The organism is Rhizobium sp. WW_1, assembly GCF_003610155.1.
Taxonomy (GTDB): Bacteria; Pseudomonadota; Alphaproteobacteria; order Rhizobiales; family Rhizobiaceae; genus Rhizobium; species Rhizobium tropici_A.
This window is the reverse complement of the sequence record NZ_RAIN01000001.1, coordinates 409001-423544: the sequence shown is the minus strand read 5'-3', so window position 1 is coordinate 423544 and position 14544 is coordinate 409001. Positions and strand designations below refer to the sequence as shown.

Here is a 14544-nt window from a genome sequence, read left to right as displayed (position 1 = left end):
ACTTCATGGGCGATGCCGCGAACCGACGTTAAGGCCATGTGTCGCTGCGGCGATCAATGGGCCGAACCTCGCTTCGAACGCCTCCCATAGTAGGTCGTACACGCCATCAAGCTGCCGTTCCAGCGAGCGTACCTGCGTATTGAACTCGCGCTGCATGGTTACGAGACCGGCGCGGAAAGCAATGTCGAGATCAAGTTTGCGGCCGTGTCGGTCGCGGCCGCGCGTTCCGTTGTAGCGATCTATGAAAAGTGAGGCGGTCTCGAACGTCGCATCGTCGTCGGTGAGCTCTAGTTCGACACCGCGGTGAACGCGACTATTTCGCTCAGAACGAACCAGTTCCTGGCTATCTGCGATCGCCTTGAGTTGCCGCCGTAGTTCGGTCGGGATGTCCGCCTTGGCAACTCGTTCGATCGTGCAGGCGCGTTGCGGGAGCCCCATCTCGAAAACCTCGTTGATCAAAAGCAGCGCGCAGTCGACGACGGATACATACCTGACAAGGAAAACATCCTTGGTGATCTGAAGCCACTGGTATCTTGTGAGAGGCATTTTTCTGAAGTTTGGTGGCACTGGGTCGAGCCACAACATGTCGCCAACGATGTTCAGGGATTCCACGCGCCGGGTTAGTGTCTTCATCCACCGCCCAGTGTCATAGGCATATTTGCAGTCAGGATGGCGGCAGAGCTCCTCGTAGCTGTCGAAGTGGTAGGCAACGATGCCCAGCTCCGACAGACGCGTGATGAAACTATGATGGTCGGAGGTCGCGATATGACGTTTCAGAAAGCGTGTTTGGCGACGCGGAGGTCTACTGCGAACGGCAGGTGAGGCCCGATCATTCATTGAGGCAATGGACCACCAGTTCCGCGAACGTGTCCCACAGCGCCGCGAGATGCTCCGATGTTGGAGCAAGGTTTGACGAGTGCACATACTTGTTGAGGGTGTCGACGGATATGATGGCGTCCATGGTCCGAGCCTTACGCACGACCTCGAGATACCGCTTGTCGACCTTCTCCCGCGAACGAAGGTCTTCCGCAACGGCAACGATCTTTTTGACGAGCGGGTCGTTTTCCACCGCCGTAGCGAGCGTGGTTTGCTTGAGGTAATTGTCGACCGACAACTCGATCAACACGCGGCATAGGACGGCGATTGCATTGGGGTGCTCTTCAAGGTCGAGCTTGAACTGAAGCTCCTCCCATATTGCTCGCTGTCGTTGCAGGCGGCCCGTCCACGCGACCCCGGAATCATGTTGAAGGATCAGCGCCGTACGCTTGGTCGGCCGAGGTGCGGTGGTGATCGAAACGACGGTAGCGACGCCACTATTTGTGGCCGCACTTGGCGAGGCGCCGGTCACTGGTTTGGCCGGCTTTGTCCCTCTGGACCCAGGAGAAGGCAAAGCGTCTGCTGCGGTCGGGAGCACTCCCTCCCGTTCCAACGCGTCGAGATAGGCGAGCTTTCGGTCAACGTCCCAAACGTCGTCCAGGGTTTTGCGCTTGGATACGAGATCTTCCGCGATCCGCGATAAAGCCTTCAGCGAAGCCTCTTCGTTGCGAATAAATTCGAAGCGGCCTCTCGCCATCGAAATGCCTACGCGGTTCCGGAATGCTTCTGCGGAAAGAAGGCGACTGAGATTGCTGCGCGGTATCTGACCTGATTTCGGAAGCAGGTCTGCAGCCCTCAATCTGGTTTCAATTTCGTCCGCGATGTTGAACTTACCGCCCTTACCCGTCCGGTTGACGAACGTCGTCTTCATCCGGCCTGTCCACGTGCTCTGTCCGACGCCGGACTGGCTTCCCGTATGACGGCGGTAGAGGATTTCATCGATCACGTCCCTATCGGGTTCAACCCGGCAAAGGATTCGATCGGGAAAATGTCCGACCCACTGGGATCGAAGTTTTTCAAAATACTCTCGAAGCTCGGCGTTCGGCGCACGCTTTGGATCCGCCAACACCTTGAGGCAAGTCGTCCGGCGGTTCCCATCGAATACGATGAACTGACGCCCTTCCTGATAGACCAGAGGCGGCTCGAAGAGCCCTTTGGACTTCACGATGTCTTCGGCAAGTTTTCGCATCTGCCCAAGATGATTGGAGAAAAGCCAGCCTATGGCTGCAGTCTCGTTCTCTAATTCACCGTGACGATCGTTCGAACGATTAACAAGTAGCTCGCTAAGTGCGATAGTACGATATGCCATGTCACCCCCGCCCATGTCGATAAACTTGGAGTATATTCACGCTATAGATGCAAGATCTTTCCGTGAATTGCATCTCATCGACATGGTGTTGTTCACTGAAAAGCGGAGGCAAGGATTCGAAGCGATGTTTGAAAGCTGTGACTTCGCATTGGGAGGCGCTGATCGAGACATCGTCTCCCGCTGCGAGTGCTTCGAATGATTCAGCGACAGTTTAGGCGGTTCGCGTCTCCCTTCCGGTGACGCTGCGCATTTTCCCTGCAGCCAGACCGATTACCCTGTTAGCGACTATTCCGATGATCGCGATCGACAGCCCAGCAAGGAGTCCCCGACCAGTGTCGACCTCGGGGAGCGCCTTGAGGATTTCCTGTCCAAGATCTCGGGATCCAATGAGCGCGGTGATGGAGGTCATGGCGAGAGCCATAAGGATCGTCTGGTTCAGGCCAAGCAGGATTGCTGGCATCGCCAAGGGCAGTTCAACGTATCTGAAGCGCTGTCTTCGGGTTGTCCCACTGGAGATCGCCGCTTCGATGATGGTGGGGGAAACCCCGGAAATGCCTAGATACGTCAGTCTTACAATTGGAACTGTTGCGTACCCTATAATCGCGATGATCGATGCCAGGTCTCCCACACGGAACAACATCACTACCGGGATGAGGTAGATGAACGACGGAAAGGTCTGGAGGGTATCGCAGATGGCCAGCACGCCGCGTGCTAAGCGCGGACTGTGCGCCGCGGCGACGCCGATCGGTACGCCGATCACGATGCAGATGATCACGGAGATGGTCGTGAGATACAGCGTCAACATCGCGGGCACCCATAACCCGGCGACGCCGACGACGGCCACCATGGCGATGTTCGGCAGCGCGAAGTTCAGCCCGCCCATACGATACGACAACCAGCCAAGCAGAAACAAGGTCGCCGGCCATGGTGCGGCGACAAATGCCTTTCGAACCGGAATGAGCACATAAATCGTCGCAAGGTCGCGAAACTCGCCCAACGGGTTGGCAAGCGTGATCGAAAGCCACCGAACGAACGTGTCCCAAACGGGAGCGGTGGTTACCGTCATTGTCCTGGGGAGAACTTGGACCGCGGGGAAGAATTGAGCGAGGGTTACCGCCACGATCAGCGCGCACATAACAATGAGCAGGTGCCCGTGTCGCACGAAAAGGTTCGTTGGCTTCACGTGGTAGTCCGCGGCTTTTCGTGCCCAGGCGCGGGTCAATCTATCCAGAGTGATCGCGATTATTACGATTGCGACCCCACTTTCCAAGGCTCGGCCAATTTGAAGTTGCTGCAGTGCCACCAAGAGGCGATGGCCCAAGCCCGTCGCGCCAACGAGTGCCGAGATCACGGTCATAGCCAACGTCTGCATAACCACCTGGTTGAGGCCCACAAGGATCTCAGGCAGGGAGCTTGGCACTCGGACACGCCAGAGCAGTTGCCACTCTCGACAACCTGCGACGCGGGCGGCTTCGATGGCACTCTCCGGAACGCCGCGCATCCCAAGCAGCGCGCAGCGCGCCATCGGCGGGAAGGCGAAAATCGAGCTTGCGATCATCGCAGGCACAGGGCCGAAGCCGAAGAAGACCGCGATGGGCGCTAGGTATGCGAGATGAGGCGTCGCCTGCATCGCGTCCATGACCACGCTCGCACCTCGTTCCACGCGCTTGTTGCCGAACATCGCAATGCCGAGCATCAGGCCAAAGAATGCCGAACTTGGAACTGCCATAAGAATGAGTGAAAAGGTCCGCATGGCATCTTCCCACAGGCCGAAAACCGCTAAGTATAGGACGCTCGAGCCACCAAGCAGCGCTAACGCTCTTCCGCCTAGCTTGTGACCGATCACCGCGACAGCTATAGCTACGAACGCCCATGGCAGAGGCGGGATGGAATAGGGACGGAAGCCGCGATATAGAAGTCCTTCGAGCAGCCCCAGAGGCGCAGAAATTCCCGCAGCCACAAGGCGGGTCACATCTCGCACGGTCACGCCGTAAACGCTGATGTCGCGCGCGACCCAATTCACGCCCTGCGTCACGTAACGGCCTAGTGGAAATGTCATGATCTCCGGCCATGCCGCGAGTGACTGCGAAAATCGCGAGGCGAGGAGGAGTAGCAGCGAAACAACCACTGCCGGGATCCAATACGGCAGTCGCATTCCCGGAGAAAGCTGCAGGCTCAAATCTGGTTGAAGCATCTTCATTGCGCCATCTCCTCTGGGAAGAGGGCAGCGATCATGCCCTGGCGCGTGATGCGGCCGACCGGCTGGTTTCGGTCGTCCACGACGGTGACGTCGAACTCCGATCGCAAAACACGCGGTGCGGCTTCCTCGATAGAAGTGGACGCCGAAATCGATAAACCATGCGGTACGCCGACGCCCGGCAGCATGATCTTCCCGACAGTCACCAGCTTTTGTCGAGGCGCCGTCTTGGTAAACGCTCTGACGTAGTCGGTCGCCGGGTTCGTGATCAACTCCTCCGGCGTGTCCAACTGGACGAGGACGCCGTCTTTCATTATCCCGATCCGGCTTGCCACTCTCACCGCTTCGTCGAAGTCATGAGTAATGAACACGATCGTCTTCTTGAGGAGGCGCTGCAATCGCAAAAACTCGTCTTGCATCTCACGTCTGATCAGCGGATCGAGAGCAGAGAACGGCTCGTCAAGAAACCAAAGCTCCGGGTCGCCGGCCAGCGAACGAGCGATGCCGACGCGTTGTTGCTGGCCTCCCGACAGTTCATGGGGAAAATAGCTTTCTCGCCCATTGAGCCCGACGAGCTTGAGAAGGTTATGCGCCTTGGTCATTGCCTCCTCAATTGAAAGACCTCGTATTTCCAGTGGGAACGAAACGTTACGTGCCGCGGTTCGGTGGGGTAGAAGCCCAAAATTTTGGAACACCATTCCAAGCTGCCGGCGACGCATGTCTATGAGACGCGACTCGTTAGCCTCGGTGATGTCTTCGCCATTGAATTTGACGGCCCCCGCCGTCGGGTCAATCAATCTGGACAGACACCTTATGAGCGTTGATTTTCCCGAGCCGGAAAGGCCCATGATCACCAGGATTTCCCCCTGTTCGACAGTGAAGGACACGTCGCGGCACGCTCCAACATATCCTTCGCCCGCAAAATCGGCCTCGGACGGATTGTTTTCATGACGGCGCAGGAATTCCTTGGGATCGGCCCCATAGATCTTCCAGATATTTTCGCATGACAGTTTGGGCGTCATCGTTGTCTCCTGAGATTAGGAGTGGGGTCCCTCGTTCGGGACCCCACAGCTTCATTTCATCCAGGCAGTCCATACGGACTCGTTCTCAGCGACCCATTTGGCGGCCGCGTCCTCCGAGGTAAGCCCACTGACATCGACCATCGCCGAAGCGGCTGCGATTTGCTCGTTCGTGAAGTTGATCTGCTTCAGCACCTGAGAAGCGGCTGGCCATTTCGTCTCCAGACCTTTCCACGCGGCCTTTTTGAGGTAGCCGTTGGCTGGCGCGCCGCAGTCATACACGGCGTCAGGGTTGCTTCCCCATTTGGGGTCAGAGAGGCATTCGGCAGAGTATTGCGGGAATTCTACGAATTCGCCTTTGAAGCGAGCTTCAATGAAGTTCGGCGTCCAGTTGAAAAGGACGATAGGCTCTTTGCGATCGTAAGCCGCCTGTAATTCCGCCCAAAGCGTCGCTGCTTGTCCTACAGGCACTTCCTCGAAATTCATCTTCAAGGCCGCAATTCGTTCCGCATAGTGCTTGCCCCAATCGGCAGGGGGTCCGACAAAACGGCCCCTATCGCCGGTTTCTGCCGTGGCGAACAGTTTTGCGCATTTGTTCAACGCCTCCCAGCTCGGAAGGCCGGGGCAAACGCCCTTGACGTATTCCGGATACCACCAGTCTTCTCGGGTGGTCGCAGCGTGGGTCCCGTAGTCCACCAGATTGCCGGTGGCCAGGGCATTGTTGAATGCGGTCAGATGCGAGCCTTCCCACACCTCAATCTGGAAGTCGAGGTCGCCGTCGGCAATGGCCTGAAACTGAAGCTGACCGTCTGACGGGATGTATTCGACCTCGAAACCCTTCTTCTCAAGAAGAATGCCTGCGACATGGGACAGCACATTCTGGCTGGTCCAGTTATTCATGGAGATTTTGATAGGTTCATCTGCCCGAACGAGGCTAGCGGCTGTCATCACTAGCGAAACCGCAATAAGGCCTGCTTTTACCAATGTTGTCATGTTGCTCCCCTTTTTTGAGTTTGGCGCCGCCCTGGGTTCCCATGGGTTCAGAGCGTAGCGGGGAGGCTAGGCGTCAACATGCGGGAGGCACATATGCCTAAATATATAGGCATTTTTGTGCGACATCCCGCTATAAAACCTCAAAAAACTTTGATATATGTGGTTTTGTGTTGGCATCTCGACGCATTCTGAGGTAATGAAATGTCGCAGCCGCAATTAGTGCACTGGGAGGATTCAAATGGACCGTTTTTTTCTCGGGCAAAGTCCCTCGATCGACGCCGGGGCGGTAACCTCCATCTCTTTCCTGATTACCGACCGCTTCTCAATCCTGAGTTTTTCGGCTGCTACGCAGGTTCTGAAGACTGCAAACGATGTGCTGGGCAGAAAGGCCTACGAGTTTGACATCGTCGGATCGGATACGCTCGAGGTAACGAGCGACAGTGGCGTAGTGGTCAGGGCGGACTATTCTTTGAGCGACCTGAGAGTGGAGCCGAGACGGCGACAGCCTGATATTATCTACCTTTTCGCCGGAGCGATCGTCGATAGCACCGACCGTAGGCAGGTGAGCGCTTGGCTGCGAGAACTCGTACGTCGAGGCGGAAGAATCGTAGGCTTCGACACCGCAGCGTTCTGGATCGCAAGCGCCGGACTGCTAACCGGGAAAGTCTGCACGCTGCACTGGGAGTCCATCCCGATTTTCGAGGAGCGTTTCGGCATGCACGTTGAAGTCAGTCGCGACGTCATCGTCGAGAGCGGCATGATTACCACATGCGCCGGTCAGGCGTCAGCCATCGACTACGTCCTTCATCTCATCGCCCGTGACCATGGAGAGCTCGTTGCAACGCGCGTTTCGGAGGCAGCGCTGGTCGACCGTGTCCGGGCGTGCAACGAACCACAACGCGTCCCACTCCAAATCAAACTTGGAATTGCTAACGACCGGCTGGTTCACGCAATAGAATGCATGATGAAAAGCCTAGACCGCCTCGTCGTCATCGATGACATTGCAGACGCCGTCCACGTCTCGCGAAGACAATTGGAGCGCCTGTTCAGGGCGGAGTTCGGGTTGTCCCCATCTCGATACCATATGGTTCTTAGAATGGAGCGGGCACATCTTTTGCTGAGCAGGTCGAATCTTTCGGTCTTGGAAATCGCAGCGAGCTGCGGCTTTGGTTCCCCGCCGCACTTTTCCAAGACCTACAAAGGGATTTATGGCGTGCCGCCACAACAGACGCGTCAGTTAGCGCGCGGCGCCGCGTCCGTCAGCGAGACAACTCAGTCCAAACTGGGCCTTCAACGGCCGATTGGCGCGGCACCCGACGAAATTCCCGAACCCCAAGAGCGGATGCTGGCTCAAGCATCTTAGGACAGGAGAGAAAAGTGTACGACGATTGCAAGTTGGCAATTTTCGACATCGATGGCACCCTTACAGACACTGTAGCGGTTCACCAGGCGTCGTTGCTGGAGACATTATCAGCGTACAATTTCAGCGAATTGAATACCGATTGGGGATCTTACCGTCATCATACCGACAGTGCCATTTTCTATGATGCTTGGAGGGACGGTACGGCCTCGCCTCCCTCCGCTGAAGACAGCAGCGTCTTCTTCGATACTCACGTGGCCTGCTTTAGACGGTTGGCTGAAGCAGGTATCGAAGAGATAGCCGGAGCCAGCGCATTCGTGGACGCTCTCGCTCGCAACGGGTGGGCGGTAGTGTTCGCCACGGGCAGCATACGTCCGTTGGCGATTGACAAGCTCTCCAAAGCAAACATTCCGTTTGACTCCGACGCGCTGGTGACAGCGTCGGAGTTCTATTCCAGGACTGATCTGGTCAGGGAGGCAATCAAGACCGCGGATAGGCTGTTCGGAAAACGCGAATGGCGCGCGGTGTCGATTGGCGACGGTGCGTGGGACCTGAAAACGGCCCGACTTCTCGACATCCCGTTCGTGGGGATCGGCTCGGGCCTGGGCTGCCAAGGGGGCGATTTCCCGGTCCTCGATGATTTTACCAGCATTGACGCCGCGGTACGCGCGGTGGAGGGCGCCGTCAGCAGGAATTCACTCTTGATTTGACAACTCGAACCACAACTCGAAATCGGCATATGACCTGAAAGTGAGGGGCATACTGTGAGACACTCCAATTTCGCCTTCATCAAAGCGGCCTGGCATTCCGAAGTCGTCGATCGTGCGCTGGATGGTTTTCTCGAGGTGGTGAGCGAGAGGCAGGTGGAAGTGTTCACCGTTCCCGGTGCATTGGAACTTCCGCTTCTCGCGCGCGACCTTGCTGCAACGAAGCGCTTCGACGCAGTGGTCGCAACTGCGTTCGTTGTCGATGGAGGAATATATCGTCACGACTTCGTCGCGCAGGCGGTGATCGATGGGCTCGTGCGTGCCGGCCTTGAGACGGGCGTACCGGTGCTGTCGGTATCGCTCACCCCTCACAACTACCAAGAGACGGAGTTTCACACGGCGATCTATAGAGAGCATTTCGTCACTAAGGGGCGAGAGGCCGCCGAGGCGGCGCTGAAAATAACAAGGCTTCGAGCCGAATGCGGGCTTCCGCCCGCTTCGACGGGCAAAAAAGACGAGGTCCGATATGCATGACCACTCTCAGGATAACCTTTCCGGCGCATTTGCCGCGCGAGCTGCAGCCGATCTCGTGAACACCTATGCCAATTGGTCCAGCACCTACGATGACGAGGCGATGAGGCTCGGCTACTGTCTGCCGTTTGTCATAACGGCATGGGTTGCCCGATATGCTGAAAGCCTCGAAAGCAAGATTCTCGATGCTGGCTGCGGTACCGGACTGACTGGCCCATATCTTGCGGCGCTGGGCTACGGCGACTTGCATGGTCTGGATTTTTCTCCTGAGATGCTTGAGCGCGCGGGTCGCCGGGGAGTGTATCGATCACTCACAAGAGGGGAGCTTGGAAAGGCGCTCGACTGGCAAGATGCCACGTTCGATCTGATCCTTTCTGCTGGCGTTTTCACACAGGGGCATGCGCCGGCAAGCAGCTTCGACGAACTTCTTCGGATTTTGAAACCGGGCGGCTATCTTACGTTCACAATCCGAGACATCACACTGGAAACTCACGAGTTCGATGGTGCTTTAAAAGCGATGCTCCACCAACGGCGGGCGAGTCTTGTCGAGAAAAGCCCGCCGTTCAGATCGTTCACGACATCGAACCCAGACATTGCCGTGAATGTCATGGTCCTCCAAAAGTTATAGTGCGCGTGCGTTGATCTTTGTTCCTCGCGAGCGGTGGAAAACATGACCCCGCCATTGTCCCCAGCGAAGTTGACCTCTGCGATCGGCGTCTGCGGCCTCTGACATCTGCAGGGCCTACCCGATACTGGACGAGGTTCTGTTGCGCCGGCCAAGGATGTGTAAAATATTGATCTGCATATCCGGCCTGAAATCTCCAAAAGCGGGAACTCAGGGAAACGGTTCGGCGTTCCCCCCGCAACTGTAATTGACAAGATTTCATTAGTCGTTTGAAGGAATTGCACCGAAATGAGGAAAACCTATATTAAAGCTTGAACGTAACCGCGATACGTCAATCAAGCGTTGACACTTGTGGTGGTAGTTTCTAGGAGTTGGTCAATGAAGCGGAAGGAGTCGACCATGACATTCGTTCACAACATGCGTATCGTGGCGTCCGCCGCTCTCCTCGGCGCTGTTTTGGTCGGGGCGGTTTTGAGCGGTGCCGACGATGGACACTTTCAGGATATGTTGAAGTATGGCGGCGCGTTTATAGGTGCCGCCCTCGCATTGATCGTTCGGTTTAGTCGCTGAGTTTGCATCGGGGACGGGTCGCGGTCGGATATGCCTTTACTTGACGCCGTCAACCGTTTTGCGGACGGAAGCTGGTTCGACATAGTGTCACTTGTCGTGGCGATCGTGTACGCCGTTCTTCGTTGGACGAAATGTAGCGGGGCTTACAACCTGGTCTCGAGGACAACAGGCTTCGACGTCCTCAATGGCGTCAGTATATTTCCTTTGTTCATGCTTGCTTTGTCGGTCGTTTCTTGAAGCGTTCTTGCATCGATCCTCACATCGAATAAGCTCATACTTTCCACCGCGGGCTTAGTCGCGCTCTTCGCCGTTCTGGAAGATGTCAATCCCAGCAAGAGCGAACGTTAGGCCAGCCTATCGTCGTCGGTGTGAGCATCGGCGAAGAAGCTCCGCCTTTAAAGCGGAGCTTCTTGTAGTCCTACTACTTCAGGAATGCGTCGATGAGTTCAGCGGCACGCTTGGGCTCTTCCCAAAACATGTTGTGGCCGTTTGACTTGAACGTCTCGAATTTAGCTTCTGGGAAAGCGGCCTTGAGCCTCTCTTGGTGAGGTCCGTCGAACATGGGATCCTGGTCGCCCCAAAATATCATCAAGGGCGCTTTAAGTAGAGAGGCGGTGCTCCGCATGTTGCCCACGGAGACATCCCAGAGAGTTTCCTTCCACACTCTGAGTGGAACCGCAGTGCTCTCAGCGCGCATGTGCTTCAGAAATTCCTCATCGACCGGATGCGGGCTCCAGTACCAGTCGAGCATGAATTTACTGTCAGGATCGAATGGCTCTTTCACAGGCATCACGTTGTCCCACAGCCAGGTTCCAGGGCCGCCCGCGATGTCAAACGTCGAGGAAACAAGCACGGCTTTGTTGACCTTTTCCGGATAGCGCTCAGCGAGGGCCTGCGTGGTGAACGAGCCGAGCGAATGGCCCACAACGTCTGCTTTGTCTATGTGGACGGCATCCAGAAATAATTTCGCGTCCGTCGCGAAATCGATAAAGGAATAGCAGCATTCAGGTGCACTGGTCTTTCCATGGCCTCGAAGATCGATCGCGTAGATGTGATAGTCGCCTTTCAGATAAGGAATCATAAGCGACCAGGTGCGCGCGTTGTCAGTAAATCCGTGGATCAACAAGAGCGGTTTCCCAGTCGTATCCCCGATCTCGTTGTAGGCCATCATAACACCGTTTGGCAGTGCGATGGTCTTTTTTGCTCCAGCCCATTCGCTCTGGGTTGGGATGGGAAGTTGTTGAGCGGAAGACATTGTCGGTGCGAGTGCCAGACCGATAAGAACAGACAATAGTTTAACTATTTTCATTGAGTTCCCCTTCGTTGCTAGGTTGACGATTCAGCGGTCGATTTTGCGGGGGAGGCGCGTACAGAGTCTGGTGGGGTTGATTTGCGGCCCCACCAAGGCGATGGCGAAAAATCTTTCAGCTTTTCCGGCGGTCTGGGCGGCCGCGCCAATTGAAATCGCGAAACTCCAGTCGACGGCGCCATCGTGAATATCGCGAAGCGTGCTCGGCCGATATCGGGCGTCTCAGCGATGTGTATGATCGGGTCCGGCGCTGCGCTTGCGGCTCTGCTCGAAAGAAGTTGATTATGGATAACGACGACAAGCTCGATCTTAAGAGGATTCTGTTCGACGTTTTCGTCGGCACGTGGTCGGTCAGGCGCGTCATTCTGGACAGGCTTGGCATGGGGCGTGTCATGTTCACTGGGTTGGCGACGATCGCAACCGATGACTTCGAGGAGCGCGGCGAGACGTTGCTCGGTGGCGGTTATCGCTCACAAAGCAGTCGGCATTACCGTCTACTGCTCTCTGGAGCCAAGCTCGTTGTCTCGTTTCCCGATGGACGCGAGTTTGTTGAAATCGGTGGCCAGCCGGCGCAGTATGTTCGGCACGAGTGCGGCGAAGATACCTATCTCGGCAGGTTCTTTTTCCCTGCGCCAACGGCCTGGGTCGAGGCCTGGTCCGTCAGCGGGCCACGCAAAAATTATCGTAGCTTGGCAAAATATACGCGGCTCGACGATTCATCAACGGCGATGGAAAATACTTAAAGCCTCGAGAGTGCTCAGCGTGGTTGCAGCTTCTTTCGCGGCGTCCGCCGGATCTGCTGCTTTGCCGACCCGTTAAAGTGCTGTCGGTGTTTTAGATTCGTACTGCCACGTCGGCTGTTGGTTGGCCTTTTAGCGGGCGCCCATCAACGCCGCGACGTCCAGCATCCTCGTCGAAAATCCGAATTCGTTGTCATACCATCCGAAGACACGTAACAGACCACCGGGTGCCACCGAAATCTCGGGCCCACAGATAACCAAAGATTCCGGGCGGGCCCGCAAATCTACCGATACTAGCGGGCGGTCGGTCCAGCCCAACACCGAAGAAGCTTCCGCTGCCTGACACAACTCCATCCGAACCTGATCGAGGCTCGGCCCAATTCGAGTTGATACGGTTAGATCGATTGCAGATACGCTCGCCGTTGGCACTCTGATCGCTCGTGCCTCGATCTTGCCCGCCAACCGGGGCAAAACTTTTCCCAAGAGCTTGTGAGCACTCGTGCTTGTCGGCACCATCGACAGCGCTGCGGCGCGACTTCTCGCAAAATCATCGCGTGGCTGGTCAACTGTCGGCTGACTGCCGGTGTAGCAGTGAACGGTCGTCATCTGTCCTCCTGCAATTCCGTAGGCGTCGTCGATGATCTTTAACAGTGGCGCAAGTGCGTTAGTCGTGCATGAAGCATTCGAGACGATCTTGTGGTCACCGATAGCTTCCTCGTTGGCTCCCAGGACAACCGTAACGTCTGCGGCTTCGGCGGGCCCGGCAATGAGAACCCTGGATGCACCCGCCTGAAGCGCACGAGATACAAAATCCCGGCTAGAAGGTTGCCCCGTACATTCAAGGAAAATGTCGACGTCGGTTAGGTCCAAGCCCCGGACGTCGAGTTCTCGGTGGAAGGGTATGAGGCGGGACCCGATCGTCAATGCGCCTTCGAAGCTGCCAACCGGTTGCGGCCACGGTCCGAAGACGCTGTCGTACTGAAACAGGTAGGCGCAACTCTCCAGCGGCGCGACGTCGTTTATCATCACAAGCTGAAACTCGGTTCTTGAATTCAGCAGTATGCGAAGAATGGTGCGGCCTATTCGGCCGAAACCGTTGATCGCAATCCTAATAGGCTTTGTCATTCCACTCGCTCCCCTTTGGCAATCCCCGTTGTGTCGGCTCCTGCCATCTTTTTCAATTCACGCCCGCGCCAGCCCGTTACTCCAACACGCCTGTGCCGCTCCTGATGTCGAGTCCCCGACGAAAATTGATCCAGGCTGGTGGCGCGCGAGCCGCGTCGACCCAGTCTGATGGCTTCGCTAGAACATTCGAGCGCCCCCAGTCCCTAGTTCAAAGGAGCTTGTCGCGCCAAGGGAATAGCTGTGCCGCAGGCATCAACGCCAACCGATTTGGAGGAGCCGCAAACGAGTTATCCAACTGCAGGGAACCTTGCGGTGGTCAGGGAATGGACCGCTCAAATCCGTATGCACGCCGTAGCTCTTAATTTCGGTGTGTGGCCGGCTTGCATCCTCGACAGAAGGGTCGGCAGCATTTATCTATGAATAATGACCGCTGCCACCGAAGACACGCTCGCCAACCGCATCAGCCGCGTTCTCGCGGAGCGTATCGTCACCGGCGCGCTCGAGGCGGGCAGCAAGCTGAGGCAGGACCACATCGCCGACGAGTTCGACACCAGCCACGTACCGGTGCGGGAAGCATTCCGTCGCCTGGAGGCTCAGGGTCTGGCGATCAGCGAAAGTCGAAGGGGGGTTCGTGTTTCCAGCTTTTCGAGGGCCTCTGTCGAAGAGGTCGCGCTCATGCGCTCGGTTCTCGAAGGGCTGGCATTGCGGCAAGCCGCGCCGCATCTGACGGCGTCCATGCTCGACGAGGCAATGTCGGCGGTGGTCGCCGGCGACACGGCGCCGGACGCGCGAGCATGGGATGAGGCGAACCGTCGCTTTCATCAACTGTTGCTCGCACCATGCAAAATGCCGCGACTGCTCACGACGATCGATGATCTGCAGATGGTCGGCTCGCGTTACGTGTTCGCAGCCTATGGTGCTGACTGGACCCCGCGGATAGACTTTGACCATCACTCTATTCTTGATCATCTGCGGCGAGGTGAGGTCAACCACGCCGTGGTGGCTCTTGAACGACATGTGCAGCGGATCGGTCCGATCCAGCGCTGATCGGCGTTTCCGTAAGCGCAAGCTGCGGTCGCGCTGACTCCCGCCGCACTTGCACAAATCTTATCCCTTGTTTCGCCTCATGATTGATTTCCTGCCTCGGTAATTCCCCGGCAGGTTTGTTGCACAACTGCCCCGT

The 14544-nt window shown here is 56.8% G+C and carries 14 protein-coding genes; 7 read left to right on the top strand and 7 right to left on the bottom strand.

Annotated features, from left to right (window positions below):
• Nucleotides 1-3 precede the first annotated feature (3 nt).
• The 5 genes from BJ928_RS02025 to BJ928_RS02000 form a co-directional block, all read right to left on the bottom strand.
• Nucleotides 4-837 carry a Cthe_2314 family HEPN domain-containing protein gene (locus tag BJ928_RS02025; RefSeq protein WP_047627407.1) on the bottom strand — a complete coding sequence of 278 codons (834 nt, stop codon included), beginning with the start codon at nucleotides 835-837 and terminating at the stop codon, nucleotides 4-6.
• Nucleotides 830-2185 (bottom strand): hypothetical protein, encoded by a 1356-nt coding sequence (locus tag BJ928_RS02020; RefSeq protein WP_047628731.1) that lies wholly within the window; start codon nucleotides 2183-2185, stop codon nucleotides 830-832. The genes BJ928_RS02025 and BJ928_RS02020 overlap by 8 nt, the downstream gene beginning before the upstream one ends.
• Before the next feature lie 211 nt (nucleotides 2186-2396).
• Nucleotides 2397-4385 (bottom strand): ABC transporter permease subunit, encoded by a 1989-nt coding sequence (locus BJ928_RS02010; protein ID WP_052227453.1) that lies wholly within the window; start codon nucleotides 4383-4385, stop codon nucleotides 2397-2399.
• Entirely contained in the window at nucleotides 4382-5404 is a 1023-nt protein-coding gene (locus BJ928_RS02005; RefSeq protein ID WP_047627405.1) for an ATP-binding cassette domain-containing protein, read from the bottom strand. Before BJ928_RS02005 ends, BJ928_RS02010 begins: the two co-directional genes overlap by 4 nt.
• Nucleotides 5405-5455: 51 nt before the next feature.
• Nucleotides 5456-6394: an ABC transporter substrate-binding protein gene (locus BJ928_RS02000; RefSeq protein ID WP_047627404.1), complete on the bottom strand. Its 939-nt coding sequence runs from the start codon at nucleotides 6392-6394 to the stop codon at nucleotides 5456-5458.
• Between the two features lie 238 nt (nucleotides 6395-6632).
• Between BJ928_RS02000 and BJ928_RS01995 the strand changes: the two genes are divergently transcribed.
• The 5 genes from BJ928_RS01995 to BJ928_RS38695 all read left to right on the top strand — a co-directional run bounded on the left by BJ928_RS01995 (nucleotide 6633) and on the right by BJ928_RS38695 (nucleotide 10187).
• A complete protein-coding gene (locus BJ928_RS01995; protein WP_052227452.1) occupies nucleotides 6633-7757 on the top strand; it encodes a GlxA family transcriptional regulator in 1125 nt (374 codons plus the stop codon).
• 14 nt (nucleotides 7758-7771) lie between these two features.
• Nucleotides 7772-8464, top strand: a complete 693-nt coding sequence (locus BJ928_RS01990; protein ID WP_052227451.1) for an HAD family hydrolase — start codon at nucleotides 7772-7774, stop codon at nucleotides 8462-8464.
• A gap of 54 nt (nucleotides 8465-8518) precedes the next feature.
• On the top strand, nucleotides 8519-8995 hold the full coding sequence (locus BJ928_RS01985; RefSeq protein WP_052227450.1) for a 6,7-dimethyl-8-ribityllumazine synthase: 477 nt from the start codon (nucleotides 8519-8521) through the stop codon (nucleotides 8993-8995).
• Nucleotides 8988-9620 carry a class I SAM-dependent methyltransferase gene (locus BJ928_RS01980; protein WP_047627402.1) on the top strand — a complete coding sequence of 211 codons (633 nt, stop codon included), beginning with the start codon at nucleotides 8988-8990 and terminating at the stop codon, nucleotides 9618-9620. Before BJ928_RS01985 ends, BJ928_RS01980 begins: the two co-directional genes overlap by 8 nt.
• Nucleotides 9621-10016: 396 nt before the next feature.
• On the top strand, nucleotides 10017-10187 hold the full coding sequence (locus BJ928_RS38695; protein WP_156151427.1) for a hypothetical protein: 171 nt from the start codon (nucleotides 10017-10019) through the stop codon (nucleotides 10185-10187).
• A gap of 421 nt (nucleotides 10188-10608) precedes the next feature.
• Here BJ928_RS38695 and BJ928_RS01970 read toward each other — a convergent pair whose 3' ends face one another.
• Nucleotides 10609-11496 (bottom strand): alpha/beta hydrolase, encoded by an 888-nt coding sequence (locus tag BJ928_RS01970; RefSeq protein WP_047627399.1) that lies wholly within the window; start codon nucleotides 11494-11496, stop codon nucleotides 10609-10611.
• Nucleotides 11497-11780: 284 nt separating this feature from the next.
• Between BJ928_RS01970 and BJ928_RS01965 the strand changes: the two genes are divergently transcribed.
• Nucleotides 11781-12239 carry a DUF6314 family protein gene (locus BJ928_RS01965; protein WP_047627397.1) on the top strand — a complete coding sequence of 153 codons (459 nt, stop codon included), beginning with the start codon at nucleotides 11781-11783 and terminating at the stop codon, nucleotides 12237-12239.
• A gap of 129 nt (nucleotides 12240-12368) precedes the next feature.
• Here BJ928_RS01965 and BJ928_RS01960 read toward each other — a convergent pair whose 3' ends face one another.
• Nucleotides 12369-13361 carry a glyceraldehyde 3-phosphate dehydrogenase NAD-binding domain-containing protein gene (locus tag BJ928_RS01960; protein WP_047627395.1) on the bottom strand — a complete coding sequence of 331 codons (993 nt, stop codon included), beginning with the start codon at nucleotides 13359-13361 and terminating at the stop codon, nucleotides 12369-12371.
• Between the two features lie 423 nt (nucleotides 13362-13784).
• On the opposite strand from BJ928_RS01960, the gene BJ928_RS01955 reads away from it, so the two are divergent.
• Nucleotides 13785-14408 carry a GntR family transcriptional regulator gene (locus BJ928_RS01955; RefSeq protein WP_047627394.1) on the top strand — a complete coding sequence of 208 codons (624 nt, stop codon included), beginning with the start codon at nucleotides 13785-13787 and terminating at the stop codon, nucleotides 14406-14408.
• Nucleotides 14409-14544 lie beyond the last annotated feature (136 nt).

Excerpts from the sequence above, each read along its gene's own strand:
- BJ928_RS02025 (WP_047627407.1), bottom strand. The coding sequence starts at position 837 with ATGAATGATCGGGCCTCACCTGCCGTTCGCAGTAGACCTCCGCGTCGC.
- BJ928_RS02020 (WP_047628731.1), bottom strand. The coding sequence starts at position 2,185 with ATGGCATATCGTACTATCGCACTTAGCGAGCTACTTGTTAATCGTTCG.
- BJ928_RS02010 (WP_052227453.1), bottom strand. The coding sequence starts at position 4,385 with ATGAAGATGCTTCAACCAGATTTGAGCCTGCAGCTTTCTCCGGGAATG.
- BJ928_RS02005 (WP_047627405.1), bottom strand. The coding sequence starts at position 5,404 with ATGACGCCCAAACTGTCATGCGAAAATATCTGGAAGATCTATGGGGCC.
- BJ928_RS02000 (WP_047627404.1), bottom strand. The coding sequence starts at position 6,394 with ATGACAACATTGGTAAAAGCAGGCCTTATTGCGGTTTCGCTAGTGATG.
- BJ928_RS01995 (WP_052227452.1), top strand. The coding sequence starts at position 6,633 with ATGGACCGTTTTTTTCTCGGGCAAAGTCCCTCGATCGACGCCGGGGCG.
- BJ928_RS01980 (WP_047627402.1), top strand. The coding sequence starts at position 8,988 with ATGCATGACCACTCTCAGGATAACCTTTCCGGCGCATTTGCCGCGCGA.
- BJ928_RS38695 (WP_156151427.1), top strand. The coding sequence starts at position 10,017 with ATGACATTCGTTCACAACATGCGTATCGTGGCGTCCGCCGCTCTCCTC.
- BJ928_RS01970 (WP_047627399.1), bottom strand. The coding sequence starts at position 11,496 with ATGAAAATAGTTAAACTATTGTCTGTTCTTATCGGTCTGGCACTCGCA.
- BJ928_RS01965 (WP_047627397.1), top strand. The coding sequence starts at position 11,781 with ATGGATAACGACGACAAGCTCGATCTTAAGAGGATTCTGTTCGACGTT.
- BJ928_RS01960 (WP_047627395.1), bottom strand. The coding sequence starts at position 13,361 with ATGACAAAGCCTATTAGGATTGCGATCAACGGTTTCGGCCGAATAGGC.
- BJ928_RS01955 (WP_047627394.1), top strand. The coding sequence starts at position 13,785 with ATGACCGCTGCCACCGAAGACACGCTCGCCAACCGCATCAGCCGCGTT.